Here is an 18906-nt window from a genome sequence, read left to right as displayed (position 1 = left end):
CTCCTCAGGTACCTGCTCCGACATTGAACCTATCCCCCGCAAGGACGCGTTCGTTGCCGTAGAAAACCCTGAGGGCAGCGCCGCCCTTGTCGTTCTGGCCTTCCGGAATGTTGCAGCGGCCCACCCCTCGGGGCCCACGTAGCTGTTGACCATCGGGGTGTTCGGCCAGTTGAGCTGACACCAGTCCCATGTGCGCGGGGCGAACGGTGTACCGCTCGTCGCCGCGCCCTCCTCCGTGGAACGGAACGAATACTCGTTCGCATTCGTAGCCGGGCGGTCGGATGTAGGGGTCACCGCCGGGGCAGGCCCGGTCACCGTTTTGTTTGGACTTGGCGGCGTCGCCGTGCCGCGTCAGTTTGCTCGGCAGACCGGACTGCTCGCGTTCAGGGTGGTCGTCGTTGTTGCCGAGCAGCAGCACCATGTGTTCGTTGTTCGGATCGACGGGTTGGGACATCTCCGCGGCGACAACCACCAGGTCGATCAGGCCTGAGTACTTGTTTCTGGAGGCCGGTTTTGGTGTGGAGTCCGAGAGCGCCGGGCGGGCCGGCGGGCGGGGATGCCGGGGCTGCGATGAGCCGTTGAGGCCGGATGCGCGGCCGGAGGCGGTGTATTGCTCTGCGGTGTGTCGTGCCAGGTCATGGCGCAAGGACCGGCGGTTGCGGTTGCGTCCGCGCGGCGGAGACGGTGGGCAAGGACTCGCGCGGATGCGACGCCGCGAAGCGCTGGGCCGGTGGCCGGCCAACAGCCCCATGCGGCAGTCTGGAACCGCTGCCGAGCCTCGCCCGTGTGGGGTGTGGGGTCAGCCGACGGGATGTTCCCGGTGGACGCCGGGTTGCGCGCGTCGACACTTCACGGGGATCCGTTCCCGAGCGAACCGTGCGGATGCTCAGCGCGTCTGGGCCTTGACGAGCTTGTCGAACTGGGCGCGGACCAACTCGCTCGGCACCGCCTTGTCGGGCGCCTTCGCCTGGGACCCGGACGCGGACAGGTTGGCACCGAGCGGCACAGCCTGGAACAGCACGGTGCCGCTGCGAACGAACGTGACCGTGACGATGCTCTTGTCGTCCGCCTCGATGTCCAGGACGAGGGAGCCGTCGCCGAAGCCGAGCTTCGCGCCTTCCTTCAGCGGGTTGCCTTCCGAGGTCCGCGTGCAGGTGGACAATGCGGCCCTGGCGGCGCTGAGGAGTTGCTCCGCGTCGACTCCTCGGTACTGCTCAAGGGCGAGCTGGTAGCCGCTCTCCGCGGCGCCGCCGTCCTTGCGCAACTCGGCGGATACGGCTACCTGAGGCAAGACTTCGTCGTTGCTGACGAACAGGTCGGTCATGCCCAGCAACCGCGCCACCGGTTCGCATTCCGGGGAGCTTTCCTCATGACCACCCTCGGCCATGTCCCTCCCGGTGAACACAGGCCCCGGCTCCACCGTGTGCCCGGGGACATCCCGCGCGGCGACGAGGGCCGCAACCAACTGCTCCGCGTTCAGCGGCTTTCGCGCCTTCGCAGAGGGAACCGCGGAAGGCCCCTTGGACGAGCTGCCTCCTGCCCCTCCCGACGCGCCGACGCCAACGACCGGGGCTCCTGTACCGCCGGAGTTCTCCGCACCCCTCTTCTCGTCGGAACCGCAGGCCGACGCCAGCAAGACCAGAGGGACGATGACCGCAGCCGCCGAGAATGTTCTGGCCTTACGCATGCAATGGACCGCTTTCCGTAGATTCGGGCGGGTGCCCTGTCGATATACCAAGCCGGAGGGTACGGATCGCGGCGCGGCCTGGTCGACGAGCTTTCCACATTGCGAAGCATGTCGTGCGTGCCAGGAGCGCAGGCAATCGACGAGGCTCCAGGGCTTGGTGGGTGGTGTCAGAACTCATCACCACTTCACGACACGACGAGCAGCTCCTGGTGTTCGAACTCATCGCTATCCGGTGTCGATCGTCACCGACATTAGCCGGCCTCACCTTCGGCGGCAACATCATCGAGACCGGCACCGACTCCTACCGCTACGCCCAGACTCGGGCCCAGGCCGAACGCGCAGGCAACGGATCAGAAGGGGACAGGGTGTCACTTGGATCGGTCCATGACGTGACTACTCGCCAGTATTTGTCATGCTTCTGGTGTGGCTGTCATGTTCTTGGAGCATGCGCATGACGGTGGCGGCGGAGGGGTGTCGGCCCTTCTTCGTCACCCGGGCGAACAGAACGAGGGATCGGCCGTGCCGCCGCCGGACAACTCGCCGAGCGGGGCATGACCGTCCTGATCGGCGCCCGGGTCCGGCGGCAGGGCGATGAGGCCGCCGCGGGTCGGTGCGGGTCAGGCATTCCCTCTGAGGTGCTGCACCCTTGTCATTTCGTTGGATGGACGTGGTGTTCGGGCTGTCGGCGCGGTAGGAGCCCGCAGGAGGTCTCGCCAGTCGGCGGGCCAATTGGCCAGCGCGAGGATGCCCATGATGAGAAGGTGGGTCGGCGCGGCCCAGCTCTCCACCGCCGGGTCGTGGTTGACGATGTGGGTGGTGACCGCGCCGGTGAGCACGAACATCAGCGTCGTGGCACCCAGGAAGCGTGTTCGCTTATTGGGGATCACCAGCAGGACGGCGGCTGCACCTTCCAAGGCGCCGACCACGAAGCGCATCCAGGACGGGTAACCCCAATCGACGAACTTCGCGGAGTACGCCGAGCTGAATATCGTGTCGCCCGGCCAGTACTTGGTCACTGCGCCCAGCGCGAACTCAAAGGCCAGGAACCCGTACAGACCGGTCATGATTCGCTTCGACATGCTTGTCCCTTCAGGGGGAATTGGGCAGGGTCGGGCCTCCGCGCGGCGATTTCATGGCCGGCGGAGTCTCGCTTCTCGGGGGTCAGCCCCGCAGGGTGGTGATGGCCTTCTCGATACGCCGTTGGCGCGTCTCGGGCTTCTTCGCGCTCTCGATGGCGCGCACATGCTCGCGCCTGTGGCTGTGGGCGAGGTTGTCGTACGCGGCGCGGGCGACCGGGTCGTCGTCCAGAGCCTGGGCGAAGTCCGCAGGCTCGACGACGACGCGCGGCTCGGTGTCGAGCTCCAGCTCGACCTCGACCTCCTCGCCGATCGCGACATCGGCGGCCTGCCGGTTGGCGTTGCCGAGGCCGAGCAGGTGGCGGCCTCTCAGGATGGCGACCCGGCTTTTCCAGGAATGCCCGTTGACCGTGATGGTCACCGGCGGCCGCGCGCCCCCGCCGAGCGCTGCTACCACCTCGGGCGGAACTTCCAGGCCCCGCATGGGCTCGGGTGGCTCGACGAGGGTGCGAAACTTCATGATCTTTCTCCTCATTGTTCTGCCGGCTCACCGCGGATCCGGCCCGCCCGGCTCCGATAGCCGCTCCCACTTCCCACACCGGGACCATCGCCGTGCCCGGGACGGCTGCGGCAGGCGCCGCGCCGTCCCGGACGGCTGTGAGGCAGGAGATCGCGGCTACTCGGCGTAGGGCTGGTCGGCTCCCTGGGCGCTGTAGCCGAGGCTCCAGATGTAGCCGTCCGGGTCGGCGAAGGTGCCGCCGTATCCGCCCCACGGCAGAGCGCCGGCGGGCTTGAGGATCGTGGCGCCGGCCTTGTGGGCCTCCGCGATGATCTCGTCGACCCGTGCCTCGCTGCGGACGACGTAGGTCAGGACCAGCCCGCTGAAGCCGTTGCCTTCCGGGGCCGTGCCCACCTGGTCGGCCAGACCCTCGCGAGCGTAGAAGCCGACCGGCGAGGCGCCGTCCGAGTCGAAGAACACCGAGATGCCGTAGTCGTTCTTGATCTTCCAGCCGAGCCCCTCGGTGTAGAACTGCTTGGCCCGGTCCATGTCCCGGACACCGAGGAGGATGGAACTGACGTGCGCCTTCATGTCTTGCTCCTTGCACTGTGGATGTGTACGTGCCGGACATCCGGGCCAGGGCCCGGCTGTCACATCGGCGCGTGTTCGCCGGTCGATCGATATGACCGGAGGGTCGAGCGGGGTGGGAGTGGGGGCCGGGCGTCAGGACGGCGTGGGGGCGAGCGGCGCGGCAGCCTCCCAGGCGAACTCGTCCGGGTCGGTGAAGGCTTCGGCGGTGCTGCCGAGGACGATGCGGTGCGAGCCGGTGCCGTCGGCGGGGACGCCGAGGTCCTTGGCAAGGGCACGGCGCTTGTACAGCGCCAGCGTGATGCGGCTGGACCGACCGGGGGCGAACTCGGCGTACTTGCCACCGAAGCTCTTGGCCACGGTCAGGCCCCGGCCGACGTAGAGCTGCTTGGTGGCCTTCACGCTCTCGACGCCGATCAGCAGGACGACCTGGTCGATCTCGCGGGTGGCGGGGCCGGTGTCCTTCTTCGCCGAGGTCGCGATCTTCCAGATCGTCCCGTCCGGGGCCTGGACGACACCGCTGTAGCCCCACAGCGACTTCGCGGCGGGCTTGAGCACCGTGGCGCCGGCGTCCACGGCGGCGCCGACGAAGTGGTCGACGGTGGCCGGCCCGGACACCGTGAGCGCCAGGGTGAAGCCGCGGAATCCGGTGGAGTGCGCCTCGGACGCCCGCAGGCGTATGTAGGTGTCCACGCCGAAGGCGCTGTAGAAGCGGCGAGCGGCCTCGAGGTCGGCCACCTCGAGGGTGACGGACGCGAGGGACGTGTCGGCTGTGGTGGAAGCGGTGGTTGCCATGACCATCACGCTAGGGGCAGCGCGGCGGCCGGGGCTTCTCGATTCCTGACCGGTCTCGAGACCTGCCTCGCCACGCACGCCGGCACCCCCTCCAGCCTGATCGCCGAACCCGCGTCGTGGGCCGTACCCGCAGCATCGCCCGCGATCACCGCCATCGTCGACGGCAGCGAAGGCATCACGAGAACCGGCCTCGACAACATCCGTCTGGATCACCTCGCGGAAACACACCATCGCCCGCAGAACACCCGGTCCCGCACGCCCAAGCGGTGGACACGTCCTGGCCCTGCGACCAGGCAAACCCTGGGACCAGCACAAACACGGTCCGGCCCTTAGCTAGTGCCGCGCCCGGCAACGTTCACCCCGTCGCGGCGCCCGGCACGGCCCCTCGACGCACCGCCGAAACGTCCAAGTACTCCAGTACGAGAACGTTCCGGCGCCACGCCGAGGCACCGCACCGAACACCGCGACGGGGTGAACGTTGCCGGGCGCGGCACTAGCCGGCCAGTAGGTCGGAGGGCGCGGTCTCGAAGAAGGTCGCGTTCGCCCTGGATCCCGACTGCCTCAGCGCCTTGAGCTCCTGGTAGTCGGGCGCGTCGTACCAGCGGTGAGCGGTCTCCAGGTCCGGAAACTCGATGAGGACGGGATAGGTCAGCACGGGCTCCCCCTCCACCGTGTCGGCCTGCCCGCCGACGGCGAGGTAGCGGCCGCCATGCTTCTCCACCATCTCTCGCACGCGCGCGGAGTACTCGGCCAGCTTGGCCGGGTCGGTGACCTCGACGTTGTCGAACAGAGCGAAAGCGGTCATGGCAGTCTCCACCGTTGTGGCAAAATCGTCCCGGTCGGGACAGTCCCGAATTTACTACCGATCGGGATGATCCCGCAAGGAGGAATCGATGAGCGAACTCTTCAGTGATCCCCGGTGGGACGCCTACGGGATGCTCCGCGAGGCGTATCTGGCCGTGACCAAGTGCATCGACGCGGACGTCAGCCCAGCCGGCGACACCGACGCGTCGATCTCCGACCTGCTCTTCCGACTGGCACGAACCCCCGGCCACGCCCTGCGCACGGTGGACATCACGCGCGCGTTGGCCACCAGCACGACCCGTACCACCCGCCTCCTGGACACGGCGGAGAAGCGCAGTCTCGTGACCCGCAGTGCGCATCCGAACGACCGGCGCGCCACCCTCGTCACACTGACCGAGGAAGGTCTGGCCGAGGCACGCAGGCGGGGCACCGTCGGGCTGGCCTCGGCCCAACGCCATATCCACGACATGCTGACGGCCGACGAGGTAGCCGCGGTGACCGAGATCCTGCGAAAGCTCCGCGACGCCAATCAGCAGCCCCACTAGGCTAGTGCCAGGTTCCGCTTTGGGCGGGTAAGTACTGTTCAAACAGTGGTGTTTCGGCTGCTCGGGGGCGAGTGTGGTGCCGAAGTTTCTGATGGCCCGTCAACCCGTGGACAGGGACGAGGAGGAGAGGATCCGGCGGTTGGCCGGGGCGCGTCACGCGCCGGGCGACTGGATCCTGCGGGCGAGGATCGGGGAAGGCCTGCGGACTGCGTTCGCCGGTCGGATTCATGCAGCGGGGGCGTCCCCCGGCCACCATCGCCGCAATCAAAGCGCGGCTGGAGCAGGCGACACCGGTGGTGATCCGCGCGGCTCGAGCCCGGGACCACTTTGAGCGGGTCGCCACGCTGATGTTGCGCGACATCCGGCAGATCCGAAGCCGGCTGCGGGCGTTGCACGGCTCCGAGCGCGTAGACCTCGACGGCGCGTCCCACTTCGGCCGTACCCTGTTCCACGACTCGCCGGCGGATCACACCGACGACGATGTCCTGGAAGCCGCGAGCCGAGAACTCGCCGAGTACGAGGAAGCCGTTGCTGTACGCACCCGGCTCGCCCGCCCGCCCGCCGGGTCGGAGCGAAACCCGGTCCGGCGACCGGTGGCAACCTGCGGACTTCCTCACAACTCCCGGCATCGGCGGCAGTCGTGTGCGGAGCGCACCGGCCACCCGTCGAGTCGGAGAGGGGGCATCGTCCACGCCTTCGCGACCCGAGGATCGAGGGGACGTCGTCGGGGTCGTCACGTCCGACGGGTCGTGTCCCACGCCCGCGGTCCCGGATCGCCCGACGTCGGCAGGCCGTGTCGCCGCCGGGGGGGCGAGAGGGACCGGGCCCGCCTACGGACGTCCCTCCGGGTCCGCTCGGCGAGTTGTCGCCTCCCTCGGAGGGTGGATTGGATGTTCAATCGGTCTGCGGCCGGCTCCAGGCGCGCAGGGTTCGGGCGACGTCGGTGAGGGAGTGCTTGCGTTCGCGGATGTCGCGGGTCAGCTGCACCCAGCCGCCGGGGGGAACGGTGAGCGGTTCGTCGGAGCCGGCCATGTAGCGGTCGGCGCAGGCGCAGCCGACGACGGCGTTGAAGTCGGCGAAGGGCTCCAGGACGATCATGGAGTGGACGAACGTCGCGGCGCGCGCGGCGGTCTCCTCGTAGTACAGCTCGCCGCGGAAGCGTTCGTAGCGGTGGCGCTCGACGCAGAACGCGAACGATCCCCAGTCGGTGAGCGGAAGGTTCACCGGGGTGTTCGCGGTCTGGATGTCCAGCACCCATCCGGCGTCCACGCGCAGGATCAACGCTGCCCCTCGGGGAAGGCGTCCTGGAACTCGGCCAGGTGCTCGGTGACGAACGTGGCGGCCCCGGTGACGAAGTTGCGGCGGGCGGCCTCGGACACGCTCAGGTCGTGCACATGGGCCTTCACCGACTTGCCCCCCAGCCGCGCGGCCTCGCGCACGGCGGCCAGTTCCTCGTCCGTGTACTCGATGTTCAAAGCTGGCATGCCCGACAAGGTACCAGGCAGGTACCACCGGCGGTACCGGGCCGGTACCAAAACCGCGAGCGCCCCTGGGAACCGCCGTCGTCGACCGACGGGCCGGGGCGCGGCCGCGCCAGGGGCAACCGACCGCAAGGGAGCGGCGCTGCATCCCGCCGGCGACACAGGGCACCGGTACCGGCATGGCCCGAGGGGTCACCGTGCGGCCGGGAGGCTCACGCGCGGGGTGGTCGGGGTGGGCGCGGGGGCGGTTGCCTCGGCCGGGCGTTCGCGCAGCAGCAGGCCGGCGGTGAGCGCCACCAGGCAGGCGGTCAGGCCGTGGACGCCGAAGGCCGTGGCGGCGGAGCCGTCGTTGCTCAGCACGACCGTCATGTCGCCGGCCGGGATGAAGGTCATGGCGAGCATCGTCCAGCCGAGTGCCCGCCGGTGTCCGGTCAGCAGGAGGGCGAGCATGACCAGCCCGGTGCCGATGTCGCGGACGCCCTTGACGGCCAGGAACCCGGTGCCTTCGTGCTCGGGCCAAGTGGGCAGGCCGAAGCCGGACGCGGTCGACTGCGGGGCGAGCAGGTAGGCGAGGCCGACGTAGATGATGAAGGCGCCACCGAGGGCGGCCAGGATGGTGGTGAGGGTCCTGAGCTTCATGGTGTTCTCCCGAGTGTCGGGCCGGTGGGACCGGCCGTCGTCGCCTTGTGGGGAAAACACTCGCCGGATGGTCCTGGAAGGCACATGGAAGCGACTTGGAGGCGACCCTGGCTTTGTTCACGAGAGGCGGTTCTGGCTCAGATTCCGAATGCTGTTGGTGATCTTCAGGCCGGGAGCCCTCGCGGTGCGCATTCACCGGTGAGGACGCTCGATCCCCGGCCGGGGGCCTCTTGCTTCGTCGCGTCACGAGTGGCCGGCCGCGTCCTATCCGCTGGTCCACGTGGGCCACGGGTGGACCACGCGAGGGGCCCGGGAAGATCACCAACAGCATCGATTCCGTGGAGCCGTGGCGGAGTGTCGCATCGGCGGGTCGAGGGGTGGGGGCAGCCACGGGTGGTCTGCGGACCAGTGCGCCGTTTGGGCGCCGAGGCCCTCATGCGGTGTTCGGCTTGCGGTCGTACATAACCCGGGCTGATGCCGAGAGTTCAGCCACCTGGTCGCGGGTCAGGCGCCGGCATTCCCATATCAGTTCCGCCAGTACCTGGGCGTCGGGGTGCAGCGGGGGCGGCGGCTCCGGCAAGGCGATCCCGGCAAGGGCGGCCATCACTGGTATCGGCTGGTTCACCACTCCGGCGCAACCCACCACGAAATCCGGGGGCAGCTTGTCCGAGGCCACGCCCGCCAGGTAGGGGATGGTCGACCCGGACAGGTAGACCTGACCAAGCGTCAAGTGATACAGAGCCTTCGCAGCTTTGCTGTACCGAAGGTTCCGGTTGGCGAGCAGCCGTACGAGGACCGCTCCCGGGCCCGGCGGCCTCTGGTATGCCGCCTGCCTCGGTTCCTGGGCCCGGCGTGGTGCCCGAGGCATGGCCCGAGCAGCGGCGAGCACCTGGTTCCGTGCGTCGGACGGGATGTCGGCCGTGTAGTACAGGACCCCGTCCACGTCCGTGGTGCCGAGTGGCTCCAGCGGTGCCAGGTCCTCGGGCACAGGCATGTCGGCTATCGCGAACATATCGGAGGCATTCAGGCCCAGCACGGGCGCCAGTTGCCGCAGCAGTTCGCCGCACGGTGCGGCATCGCCGTCCAGGACGGTGCGCAGGTGGGACTCCGAAATCCCCGCGAGGTGGGCGACCGCCGCCGGTTCGAGCCCCAGGACGTTCAGAAGCCGCGCCAACATCACGTCGAACCGGGGTGGTTCGTTCATCCGTCCAGGGTAGGACCCGAGGCCGCAGCGGGGGATGGATCATCGTAGTCAGCGAGTTCCGCAGTCACCGACGCCCCGGTTCTCGAGCCAGCCCAGGACCTGGCCCCAGTACCTGGCGCCCTCGCCGACCCACAGCCCGAGGACGTCGCGGTAGCCGTCGACGGTGACGCCGAGCGCGAGCTGATGGCCCAGCTCAACCGCGGACGCGACGCACTTCGGCATCCGGGCTGAAACACCAGTTCACGCGCTCCTTGCGATGGCGGACTCTGGAGACGGAGGCCGCGATGCCGAACAAATGCCCCTGCGGGCCGCAGCCGCACTGGCGGCCCAAGCGGAAGACCCTCCGGGTGCGGACCGCTGTCGATACCCGGACGGCCTCCCGTCGAGCGTCGCACCGATGTCTATCTCCGTGGTCAGGCTGCCGGCACACGAGGATCCCGGCTCGGAATGAGACCCCGCTCGAGTTACCACCTGCGCTGGGTTGGGTGCACCGTCACTGCGGCGCCGGCTCGCTTCAAGGCGGTCTCGGCCTTGGCCGCAGCTTCGGCGCTGACCGCCTCCACAATCGGCCTGGGTGCCTTGTCGACAAGGTCCTTGGCTTCCTTCAGCCCGAGCGATGTCACCTCGCGCACGACCTTGATGACCTGGATCTGCTTGTTCCCGGCAGAGTCGAGGATGACGTCGTAGCCCTCCTCCTCTTCCCTGCGACCGTGTCGCGTCGGCGGGTTGGTGATTTCCACGAGGGTGGTGGGTGTCGCTGACAGCCCCCTCAGCGCCGCGATCGCGTCGCTTGCGTCACGACGGTGTTCGGGCTTCTTCGCCAGCAGTTGCTCGATCAGCGCGGTCAGCGCGCCCGCGTTCCGCAAAGGCGGATGTGGCTCGAAGGCTACTGCCGCCATGATCGCCGTCGCCGACATACGTCGAAACGGCGAGGTTCCCTCGACCGTCTCGAACAACGTCGCGCCGAGAGAGAAGAGGTCTCCCGCTGGGTCGTCTGCGTCTGGGGCCGCGCCGAAACGCTCGGGAGCCATGTACTCGAGGGTGCCGACAACCATGCCGGTCGAGGTGAGCGAGATGTCGTCGCGGTGCTTCGCGATACCGAAATCAGTCAGCAGCACCTGCCCAGTTGCACGTCTCGCCGTTCACCGTGAAGACGCATGCGGTGCGGGCCATGACGAAGGTCGGCGCACGTGACCGAGCACAACTCGTCTCGTTCACCTTCCGGGCCGGCCTCTACCCCTGAGTCTGCCGAACAGGACCGCGAAACAGTAGTCACAAGCCGACGTTTGCGCCCCGACGCCGACGTCCCTCGCCAGTATCGAGAGGTGATCATCGAAGCCGGAACCGCGTACTGGGGGTGCCGACGTTTCCCTGCCCGCGGCTGCACCCGGTGTGCGCTCGGCAGGGCATGCCCGTCGCCTTCGCCCTGGCCGGTGCCGAGGAGCCCGAGACCCTGCTGGACCTCCTGCCGTTCCATGACGGGTTCAGGCCCAGGCCCAGGACCTGAGCGCCAGGGTCGCCACCGCTTCCAGTTCATCGCGATTGGCGCCGTCGCGTGCCTGGTGGGCCATGCCCTGCAGCACCACGCTGGTGAACAGTGCCAGCGAGTGGACGTCGGCGTCGGCGGGTAGTTCCCCCGTGGCGATTGCGGCGTCGATGAGGCGTTCGAGGGCCTGGACGTCGGAGGTGCGCAGCGCGCGCAGTGCCTGTTCGACTTCGGGTGAGCTGCAGTTGACGGCGGCGCTGATCACCAGGCAGCCGGGCGGCCGGTCGGGGCGGGTGTACTCGGCGGCAGCCTCACGCAGCAGGCGCTCCATGCCGCGCCTGAGGGTCGGTTCCTCCATCAGCGCCTTGGCCATGAAGGCGTGATAGGTCCGGCCGTAGGACTGCACGACCTCGTCGAACAGCTGCCGTTTGCTGCCGAAGGCGGCGTACAGGCTGGGGGGGCCCATGCCCATCGCCGCGGTGAGCTCGGCGATGGAGGTGGCCTCGTAGCCGCGTTCCCAGAACAGCACAAGGGCCCGTTCCAGGGCGGCGGTTCGGTCGTATTCCCTGGGGCGTCCTCGTCGCGTCGTACTCATCTCCGAATTATAGATCGATCGCTAGAGAACGTGCTACGGTTCGACTTCTATAGCGATCGCTTGAAAAAGGGAGCAGGGATGGGAACGCTAGAGGGCAAGACAGCGCTGGTCACGGGCGGCAGCCGCGGTATCGGGCGGGGGATCGCCAAGCGGCTGGCCGGCGAGGGAGCGCTGGTCGCCGTCCACTACGGAAGCAACCAGGTCGCCGCCGACGAAACACTGACCGCGATCAAGGCAGCGGGGGGTACCGCGTTCCCGGTCCGTACCAGGCTCGGCGAGCCTGGCGATGCCGAGGCGCTCTGGGAGTCCTTCGACAAGGGCGTCGCGGAGTTCACCGGCACGCCCGGCGTGGACATCGTGGTCAACAACGCCGGCATCGTCACGTACGCGCCCATCGGCGACACCGCCGAGAAGGACTTCGAGGAGAGCTTCGCCGTCAACGTCAAGGCGCCGTTCTTCATCCTCCAGCGGGGCCTGTCCAGGCTCCGCGACGGTGGTCGGATCATCAACATCTCCTCTGCGGCGGCCCGGATCGCGGTGCCGGTGACCATCGCGTACTCGATGACCAAAGGTGCGCTCAACGTCCTGACCCACACCCTGGCCCTGGAGCTCGGGCCGCGCGGCATCACCGTCAACTCGGTCGCACCCGGCGTCGTCGACACCGACATCGCATCATGGCTGGCCGACCCGCAGCTGAGAGAGCGGGCCGCCGCGATGTCGGCCTTCCAACGGATCGGGGCTGCGGCCGACGTCGCCGATGTCGTGTCCTTCCTCGCCTCGCCCGATGCGCGCTGGGTCACCGGCCAGACCATCGATGCGACCGGCGGCACGCTTCTCGGCTTCACCCTCTAGCGCCATGACTCTGCACGGTGACTACGAGCCCAGCTCGTTCCGGCAGATCCGCGACCAGGTCGCGCTGTATGAGGCGACCGACGGCCAGGAGGGCGGCACGCTGGAGAACAGGCCGGTCATCATCCTGACCCATCGGGGCGCCAAGACCGGAAAGCTCCGCAAAACACCGCTGATGAGGATCGAGCACGACGACGGCTACATCGTCGTCGCCTCCTACGGCGGTGCACCCGACCATCCTGTCTGGTACTACAACCTGCTCGCCCATCCGCTCGTCGAGGTTCACGACTGTGCCACCACGCGGGTGTTCCGCGCTCGCGAGGTATCCGGCTCGGAGAAGACCGAGCTGTGGAAGACGGCAGACGCGGCGTGGCCGCACTTCCCCGAATACCGAGCCAGTACCGACCGGGACCTGCCCGTGTTCGTCCTCTCCCCGGCACCTGACCAGGAGGTCTCCCATGCCCGTGACCAGCCGTGAATGGCACCTTGCCGCCCGCCCGGCCGGCGAACCGAAACCCGCCGACTTCGCACTGACCACGACGACGGTCCCCGACCCGGGACCGGACCAGATCCTCGTCCGCAACGACTGGCTGTCGGTCGACCCGTACATGCGCAGCCGCATGAACGACGGCGAGTCCTACCTCCCGCCGTTCGAACTCGGCCAGGCCATGACCGGCAGCGCGGTCGGCACCGTGATCAGTACCGGAGCCGACCGCGTGCCCGTCGGGTCGATCGTCTCCCACTTCCTCGGCTGGCGCGAGTACGCCCTGCTGCCCGCAGCCTCCGTCCAGGTACTCGATCCCGAACTCGCACCCGTCCAAGCGCATCTCGGCGTACTCGGCACCACCGGACTCACCGCCTATGCCGGGCTCAAGGTGATCGCCCCGGTCAAGGCGGGCGATGTCGTCTTCGTCTCCGGCGCCGCAGGGGCCGTCGGATCCGTCGCAGGCCAGATCGCCAAGCGCCTGGGCGCCTCCAGAGTCATCGGCTCGGCCGGCGGCCCCGACAAGGCCCGGCGCCTGGTAGAGGATTTCGGGTTTGACGTCGGGCTCGACTACCGGGAGGGAGATCTGTCCGGCCGGCTGGCCAAGGCCGCGCCCGACGGCATCGACGTGTACTTCGACAACGTCGGCGGCGACCATCTCCAGGCCGCCCTCGGCGTGATGAACCTCCACGGGCGCATCGCCCTGTGCGGCGCTATCTCGGTCTACAACAGCACCGAACTCCCACCGGGCCCAAGCAATCTGCCGCTCGCGATCGGCAAGCGCATCTCGCTGCGCGGCATGAACGTCATCGACCACTTCGACCTCGCCGCCGACCACCTCCAGCAGACCACCGAGTGGCTGCAGGACGGATCGCTGCGCACCGCGGAGACCGTCGTCGACGGCATCGACGACGCCGTCGAAGCATTCCTCGCCATGATGCGCGGCGCCAACACCGGCAAGATGCTCGTCCGCCTGGCACCGGCCGACCTCTAATCAGACTGTCCAGCAGGCTGCGTCGCCGCTCCGGGTGTCCTATGCGTCCTCAGGGACCTGCATCGGCAGTCATCCGTTCCACCCACGCGCGCTGGGTCTCGGCGCGCCCTACGCGGTTGACGATGTCCTTCTTGGACTCTGCGTCCAAGGCCTACGAGGCGGAAGGGAGTGGGACGCGACAGCTGTACGCGTAAGGCGTCCGGCGGTCGACGGCGTTCTCAGTCGTCGGACAAGGGCGTACGCGGTGACTGCGTGCCGAAGGGGCTGCGGCCCACCCGGGGATCAGGGGCGGCGGGCGGCACCCACCCCGCGAGGGGATCGCGCCCGGACGCGACCTGGTCGTGCGCCGCGCCGCCGACCGTCTGCTCGGACCGTCGCCGCCGCCTGCCACGCACCCGCAGAGCGATAAAGGCGACTACAAGCAGGACGAGGAACACGATCTGTGCCTCGTCGGCGATCGAGTCGGGCAGGAGGAAGAACGCCACACTGGCGACGATGTCGGCGAGGAAACTCCCCACACCGGCTTCGGACATGACGAATCCCCCCAGGGCGACCGGTTGTTGACTGGCGATCAGGTGACGACGGGTCAGCATAGGCGGGATACGGGTCGCGCCGCGAGCGGATAATGTTCGCCCGACCGGTGTGGTGGGTGATCGTTTTCGGGGAGAAACCCCGAACCACCCACGTGGTCGCGAGTTCGCGGGCACATGCCGCCTGGAACACCACGGATCCACCGCCGCAAGCGCGTCACGATCGGTAGGGCCCCGGCCGGCTTCGTCACCACAGGCGAGACCGGCACCGACAACACCGGCGAGGCCGCCCGAGCCGGGAACCGCGAGGCCCTTGTCGGAAGCGGTCCTCGCTCCCCCGATCAGACACAGATGCCGACCCGACAAGACCCCCTCCGGACGGCGGGGCCACTGTTCAGGCGACACCTGAACTTCGACGGCCACACCGAACATCCCAACGAGACCCCGAAAACAATCGATGCGCCACCAGTAGAAAGACCGCGCGCCCCACACGTCGGGTGGGTTCGGGTGGGCGATTCATTCAAGTGACTTTCTCGGCGTAAATCGTATTTACGCCACCTACCAGTCACTCGGCGCCGTCCTGACGGCCCACGCAGGCGCCTACGGCCCGGCCTTGGCCGGATTCGACCTCGTGATCGTCGACGAGGCCCACCGCACCAGCGGATCCGCCGGGAAGGAATGGGCCGCGGTCCACGACAACACCCGACTCCCCGCCACACGACGGCTCTACCTCACTGCCACGCCCCGGGTCTGGGAACCACCCGGGAACAGCGCGTACAGCGAAGCCACGCTGTCCGACGCCGACACCGAACTACCCCCGGCCCTGGCCCAGGACGACGTGTGGGAGGACCTCAACCCCGCCACCGACCGGACCGGCGGGGGTGAGACGGAGGAGCGGGACGACGAAGGCGGGGACGATCGGCCGGTTCGTGTGCGGGGCGGACGGCCTTTCCACTCGGCGCTGGAGGCCCGCGCGGTGGCGTCGATGGACGACGAGGCGATCTACGGCCCCGTCGTCCACCGCCTGGAACTCGCCGCCGCAGCCCGCATGGGCCTGATCGCCAGGCCCAGGGTCGTCGTCGTCGAGATCACCGACCCGCAGGTCCAGGAACTCGCGGCGGCCACCGGCAGCGACCTCAACCGAGGCCTCGGCCGACGCGGCATCGACGAGGTCGAGCAGTACCGCGCCGCGCGCCTGGTCGCGCTGCAGACCGCCGTCTTACGCGCCGCCGCCGACCACGACCTGGACACGGTCATCGCGTACCACTCCCGCACGGTGGAGGCTCAGGCCTGTGCCGCGAGCCTGCACGACGTCGCCGCACGCCTGCACCAGGACGACCCGAAGCGTCATCCCGAACAGGTGTGGGCGGACTGGTTGAGCGGCGAACACCCCATCGAACACCGCCGCGACGTCCTGGCACGATTCGTCGAACGCGCCAACCCCCACGGCACCATCACCCGGCGCGCGGTGCTCAGCAACGTCCGTGTCCTCGCCGAGGGCGTCGACCTCCGAGCCCGCGCGGTCGCCTTCATGGACCCCAAATTCAGCATCGTCGACATCGTCCAGGCCATCGGCCGCGCCCTGCGCCAGAATCCGGGCGAAGGCCGCACCGCCACCATCATCGTCCCCGTCTTCCTCGCACCCGGCGAACAACCCGACGACATGCTCCTCTCCGACAGCTACCACCCCCTGGTCCGCACCCTGCACGCCCTCGCCGCGCACGACGCACGCGTCCTGGACATGCTCGCCACACCGGCCCCGAGCGGACCCAAGACCTGGGCGAGAGGGGTAACCAATGCCGAGGACATCGAGGGACGGGGCGACGTCGAGCCCGGTGACGGTGACGAAAGCGACGCCGCCGGTGAAGAGGAGCGGTTCCTCGTGCGGTTCATGACCGAGCGCGACCCCGCACTCCTGCGCAACTTCATCAACCTGCGCGTGATCAACCCCGAACGCCGCGACTGGCGCCGCGGATACCACGCCGCCAAGCGGTGGCACGCGAGCCATGGGCACCTGCGGGTGCCGCTGGAGAGCATCGACTACGACACCGAGACCGGGACGTCGTACCCGCTCGGGCAATGGATCGGGGACCAGCGACGGGCTCGGACGGCGGGGTCGATCACCCTGCATCGCGTCGAGCTGCTCGAGGCGCTGGGGATGGTGTGGAACACCGACGACACCGCCTTCGAAACCGGACTGGCCATAAGCCGCGCCTACCACGCCGTCCACGGACACCTCGCCGCGCCCAAACCCGCCGCCATCAACGGCTACCTCGTCGGACAGTTCGTCGCCAACTGCCGCCGACCGCTGGAAACGCGCAGGACCCCGAACGATGGCGCGAACGCTGGGCACGGCTGGCCGAGATCGACCCCGACTGGAACCCCACCGGCCGGCCCGACCCCGCAAAGCGGTGGTCGCTGGACTGGCAACGCATGCTCGCCGTGGTGCGCCTGCACACCGAGGCCGGCGGCAGCATCGACGACCTGGTCCCCGCACACACCATCGGCGGCGAAGACGTCGGAGCCTGGCTCCGGCGGCAACGACGCGGCGCGGGGAGTCTGACGCCGGCGCAGCGGGCGGCGTTGGCCGGGGTCGGTGTCGACGTCACCGAGCAGGACGCGCAGCCGGCTGCGGTGGCGTCGGCGGCGAGGGCGGACCGGTGGACGCTCACCCTCGCCGCGGCGGCGGCGTTCCGGGAGCGGGAGGGGCATCTGACCGTCCCACGCAAGTACGTCGAGACCGTCGAGCACGACGGAGAGGAGCATCAGGTGAAGCTCGGGGTCGCTCTTGCGAACGCGCGGCAACGGCGGGCCACCTTCCCGCCGGAGCGGCTCAAGGCGCTCTCCGCGCTCGGCATGAGGTGGACCTGACCTGACTTCGGGCGTCGGACCCGGGTTCGGGGCCCGACGTCACGCTCGCCGAGCGCGCGGTGACGCCGGCCGGATGTGTGGCTCGGTCTCGGATCCGCGGAGGGGTGAAGTCGCCCGGAACGCCGTGCGTCCCGGGCGGATGTGCGGTCGACAGCCGCGGGGCTCCTGCGGGTTGCGGGTTTGGGTCGTCTCAGCTTGTTCTTTATCCCCGGAAAGGTCGTTCCTGCCGGGGTTTGTGCGTTCGCCGGACAGAAGCGCGGCCGCCCTGGAAGCTTCGAAATGTCGAGTAACGAAGCAAACAGGAACGGCCGCTGTGACGAGTCTTCTGCAGGATCCCGCCCGCGTCGAGTCCCTGAACGTGTTGTCCCGCTTCAGGACGGACTTCCACGACTGCCTCACCACGCGCGCGGACGCGTTGTTCGAACTGACGGACGCGCTCTCGTGCGCCGACGGCGCCGTGACGTCCCTGGTCGACCTCACCCTCACACCGGAACACCGGCGCGGCCACGGTGCCCTCTACGACGCGCTGAACAGCGGCAGGATCGACGAGGAACGCCTGCGGACCGTCCTGGCCGGTCTGCCGCTGCCCAGATGCGCGGACGGCCGGATCGTCCTCGCCGTCGACGTCAGCCCGTGGCTGCGCTCGGACGCTCCCACCAGCGCGGAACGCCTGTTCTGCCACGTCTACGGACGCGCAAAAAGCAAGTCCGAGCTGATCCCGGGTTGGCCGTACTCGTTCGTCGCCGCGTTGGAATCCGGACGCACCTCCTGGACCGCGATCCTGGACGTCGTCCGCCTGGGACCGACACACGACGCCACGGCGGTGACCGCGAACCAACTCCGGTCCGTGGTGGGCAGGTTGACGAAGGCGGGTCACTGGAACGAGGGCGATCCGGACATCGTCGTCGTCATGGACGCGGGCTACGACGCCACCCGCCTGGCGTTCGTCCTGGCCGATCTGCCCGTCGAGGTCGTGGGCCGGATCCGCTCGGATCGGGTGATGCTCCACCCGAGACCGCACCGACAGCCGGGCACCAACGGCCGCCCGCCCAAACACGGACCCGCGTTCGCGCTCGACCGATCCGCCACCTGGTCGGAGCCGACCCACACGACCGTCACCGAGACCACCCGCTACGGCACTGCCAGAGCCGATGGTTGGGACAGGATGCACCCACGACTGACCCATCGCACGAGTTGGCTCGATCACGACGGCGAACTCCCCGTCGTCGAGGGCACATTGGTCCGTCTGCGCGTCGACCGCCTGCCGGGTGACCGCGACCCCAAGCCCGTCTGGCTGTGGTCGTCGAAAACCGGCGGCACGGCGATCGACGTCGACCGCCACTGGCGCTCCTACCTCCGGCGATTCGATCTCGAACACACCTTCCGCCTGTTCAAGCAGACCCTGGGATGGACCCGTCCGAAGATCCGCACGCCCCAGGCAGCCGACCGCTGGACGTGGCTCGTGATCGCCTGCCACACCCACCTCAGGCTCGCCCGAACCCTCGCCGCGGACCTGCGTCGCCCCTGGGAGAAGCCCGCCGAACCGGGGCGACTGACCCCGGCCCGGGTCCGCCGCGGGTTCAGGAACATCCGCCCGAACCTCGCCCAGCCGGCCGGCGCACCGAAACTCGGAAAACCCGGCCCGGGACGCCCTCCCGGTTCCAGGAACCTTCGACCCGCACCCCGCTACGACGTCGGCAAAACCATCAAACGCGAGCGCACCCTCACGGCCCACCACGAGCGCACAGGATAAAGACCAAGCTCAGAAAATGTTGGGCA

The 18906-nt window shown here is 68.8% G+C and carries 22 protein-coding genes and 3 pseudogenes; 9 read left to right on the top strand and 16 right to left on the bottom strand.

Annotated elements, in window-relative coordinates; genetic code table 11:
• Positions 1–4 precede the first annotated feature (4 nt).
• Positions 5–646: a hypothetical protein gene (locus tag OG928_RS46665; protein ID WP_331768087.1), complete on the bottom strand. Its 642-nt coding sequence runs from the start codon at positions 644–646 to the stop codon at positions 5–7.
• A gap of 240 nt (positions 647–886) precedes the next feature.
• Positions 887–1387, bottom strand: coding sequence for a hypothetical protein (locus tag OG928_RS46660; RefSeq protein ID WP_331768086.1), 501 nt, complete (start codon positions 1385–1387; stop codon positions 887–889).
• Positions 1388–1947: 560 nt separating this feature from the next.
• On the opposite strand from OG928_RS46660, the pseudogene OG928_RS46655 reads away from it, so the two are divergent.
• Positions 1948–2028: pseudogene (locus OG928_RS46655) on the top strand (AAA family ATPase); the annotation flags it as partial.
• Positions 2029–2304: 276 nt separating this feature from the next.
• Here OG928_RS46655 and OG928_RS46650 read toward each other — a convergent pair.
• The 6 genes and pseudogenes from OG928_RS46650 to OG928_RS46625 form a co-directional block, all read right to left on the bottom strand.
• Positions 2305–2766 carry a DoxX family protein gene (locus OG928_RS46650; RefSeq protein WP_331768085.1) on the bottom strand — a complete coding sequence of 154 codons (462 nt, stop codon included), beginning with the start codon at positions 2764–2766 and terminating at the stop codon, positions 2305–2307.
• 82 nt (positions 2767–2848) lie between these two features.
• Positions 2849–3283, bottom strand: coding sequence for a YdeI/OmpD-associated family protein (locus OG928_RS46645; RefSeq protein WP_331768084.1), 435 nt, complete (start codon positions 3281–3283; stop codon positions 2849–2851).
• A gap of 156 nt (positions 3284–3439) precedes the next feature.
• The gene (locus OG928_RS46640; protein WP_331768083.1) at positions 3440–3853 is read right to left on the bottom strand and encodes a VOC family protein; all 414 of its coding nucleotides are present in this window, start codon (positions 3851–3853) and stop codon (positions 3440–3442) included.
• Between the two features lie 132 nt (positions 3854–3985).
• Positions 3986–4651 (bottom strand): glyoxalase, encoded by a 666-nt coding sequence (locus OG928_RS46635; RefSeq protein WP_406292016.1) that lies wholly within the window; start codon positions 4649–4651, stop codon positions 3986–3988.
• Positions 4651–4782, bottom strand: a pseudogene (locus tag OG928_RS46630) (AraC family transcriptional regulator); the annotation flags it as partial. The pseudogene OG928_RS46630 and the gene OG928_RS46635, both read right to left, overlap by 1 nt.
• A gap of 356 nt (positions 4783–5138) precedes the next feature.
• Positions 5139–5450, bottom strand: a complete 312-nt coding sequence (locus tag OG928_RS46625; protein ID WP_331768081.1) for a DUF1330 domain-containing protein — start codon at positions 5448–5450, stop codon at positions 5139–5141.
• Between the two features lie 88 nt (positions 5451–5538).
• Between OG928_RS46625 and OG928_RS46620 the strand changes: the two genes are divergently transcribed.
• A complete protein-coding gene (locus OG928_RS46620; protein WP_331768080.1) occupies positions 5539–5994 on the top strand; it encodes a MarR family transcriptional regulator in 456 nt (151 codons plus the stop codon).
• A gap of 894 nt (positions 5995–6888) precedes the next feature.
• On the opposite strand, the gene OG928_RS46615 is transcribed toward OG928_RS46620, so the two are convergent.
• The 6 genes from OG928_RS46615 to OG928_RS46590 all read right to left on the bottom strand — a co-directional run bounded on the left by OG928_RS46615 (position 6889) and on the right by OG928_RS46590 (position 10436).
• Entirely contained in the window at positions 6889–7275 is a 387-nt protein-coding gene (locus OG928_RS46615; protein WP_331768079.1) for a hypothetical protein, read from the bottom strand.
• Positions 7272–7478 carry a hypothetical protein gene (locus OG928_RS46610; RefSeq protein WP_331768078.1) on the bottom strand — a complete coding sequence of 69 codons (207 nt, stop codon included), beginning with the start codon at positions 7476–7478 and terminating at the stop codon, positions 7272–7274. The genes OG928_RS46615 and OG928_RS46610 overlap by 4 nt, the downstream gene beginning before the upstream one ends.
• 189 nt (positions 7479–7667) lie before the next feature.
• Entirely contained in the window at positions 7668–8114 is a 447-nt protein-coding gene (locus OG928_RS46605) for a DUF4267 domain-containing protein (protein WP_331768077.1), read from the bottom strand.
• Between the two features lie 433 nt (positions 8115–8547).
• Positions 8548–9318 carry a hypothetical protein gene (locus OG928_RS46600; protein ID WP_331768076.1) on the bottom strand — a complete coding sequence of 257 codons (771 nt, stop codon included), beginning with the start codon at positions 9316–9318 and terminating at the stop codon, positions 8548–8550.
• Between the two features lie 48 nt (positions 9319–9366).
• A complete protein-coding gene (locus OG928_RS46595; RefSeq protein WP_406292014.1) occupies positions 9367–9540 on the bottom strand; it encodes a transposase in 174 nt (57 codons plus the stop codon).
• 242 nt (positions 9541–9782) lie between these two features.
• Entirely contained in the window at positions 9783–10436 is a 654-nt protein-coding gene (locus OG928_RS46590; protein ID WP_406292012.1) for a ribosomal protein L7/L12, read from the bottom strand.
• A 2-nt stretch (positions 10437–10438) separates the two neighbouring features.
• Here OG928_RS46590 and OG928_RS46585 point away from each other — a divergent pair.
• A pseudogene (locus OG928_RS46585) lies at positions 10439–10561 on the top strand (LuxR C-terminal-related transcriptional regulator); the annotation flags it as partial.
• Positions 10562–10802: 241 nt separating this feature from the next.
• Here OG928_RS46585 and OG928_RS46580 read toward each other — a convergent pair.
• Positions 10803–11399: a TetR/AcrR family transcriptional regulator gene (locus OG928_RS46580; RefSeq protein WP_331768075.1), complete on the bottom strand. Its 597-nt coding sequence runs from the start codon at positions 11397–11399 to the stop codon at positions 10803–10805.
• Positions 11400–11477: 78 nt separating this feature from the next.
• On the opposite strand from OG928_RS46580, the gene OG928_RS46575 reads away from it, so the two are divergent.
• From OG928_RS46575 to OG928_RS46565, 3 genes are read left to right on the top strand one after another with little or no spacing between them, the layout of a single operon-like run.
• Positions 11478–12251, top strand: a complete 774-nt coding sequence (locus tag OG928_RS46575) for an SDR family oxidoreductase (RefSeq protein WP_331768074.1) — start codon at positions 11478–11480, stop codon at positions 12249–12251.
• A gap of 4 nt (positions 12252–12255) precedes the next feature.
• On the top strand, positions 12256–12726 hold the full coding sequence (locus tag OG928_RS46570) for a nitroreductase family deazaflavin-dependent oxidoreductase (RefSeq protein ID WP_331768073.1): 471 nt from the start codon (positions 12256–12258) through the stop codon (positions 12724–12726).
• On the top strand, positions 12707–13726 hold the full coding sequence (locus OG928_RS46565; RefSeq protein ID WP_331768072.1) for an NADP-dependent oxidoreductase: 1020 nt from the start codon (positions 12707–12709) through the stop codon (positions 13724–13726). Before OG928_RS46570 ends, OG928_RS46565 begins: the two co-directional genes overlap by 20 nt.
• 218 nt (positions 13727–13944) lie before the next feature.
• Here the strand turns inward: OG928_RS46565 and OG928_RS46560 are convergent, their stop codons facing one another.
• The gene (locus tag OG928_RS46560) at positions 13945–14259 is read right to left on the bottom strand and encodes a hypothetical protein (RefSeq protein WP_331768071.1); all 315 of its coding nucleotides are present in this window, start codon (positions 14257–14259) and stop codon (positions 13945–13947) included.
• A 610-nt stretch (positions 14260–14869) separates the two neighbouring features.
• Between OG928_RS46560 and OG928_RS46555 the strand changes: the two genes are divergently transcribed.
• From OG928_RS46555 to OG928_RS46545, 3 genes are all read left to right on the top strand, one after another.
• On the top strand, positions 14870–16819 hold the full coding sequence (locus OG928_RS46555) for a Helicase associated domain protein (protein WP_406292010.1): 1950 nt from the start codon (positions 14870–14872) through the stop codon (positions 16817–16819).
• Between the two features lie 20 nt (positions 16820–16839).
• Positions 16840–17127 (top strand): helicase associated domain-containing protein, encoded by a 288-nt coding sequence (locus OG928_RS46550; protein ID WP_331768070.1) that lies wholly within the window; start codon positions 16840–16842, stop codon positions 17125–17127.
• Positions 17128–17440: 313 nt separating this feature from the next.
• Complete coding sequence (locus OG928_RS46545; RefSeq protein WP_331768069.1) at positions 17441–18880, top strand: NF041680 family putative transposase; 1440 nt, start codon at positions 17441–17443, stop codon at positions 18878–18880.
• Positions 18881–18906 lie beyond the last annotated feature (26 nt).

This window comes from Embleya sp. NBC_00896, from assembly GCF_045207785.1.
Lineage (GTDB): Bacteria > Actinomycetota > Actinomycetes > Streptomycetales > Streptomycetaceae > Embleya.
The sequence above is the reverse complement of the archived record's forward strand: the minus strand, read 5'-3'. Positions and strand labels throughout refer to the sequence as shown.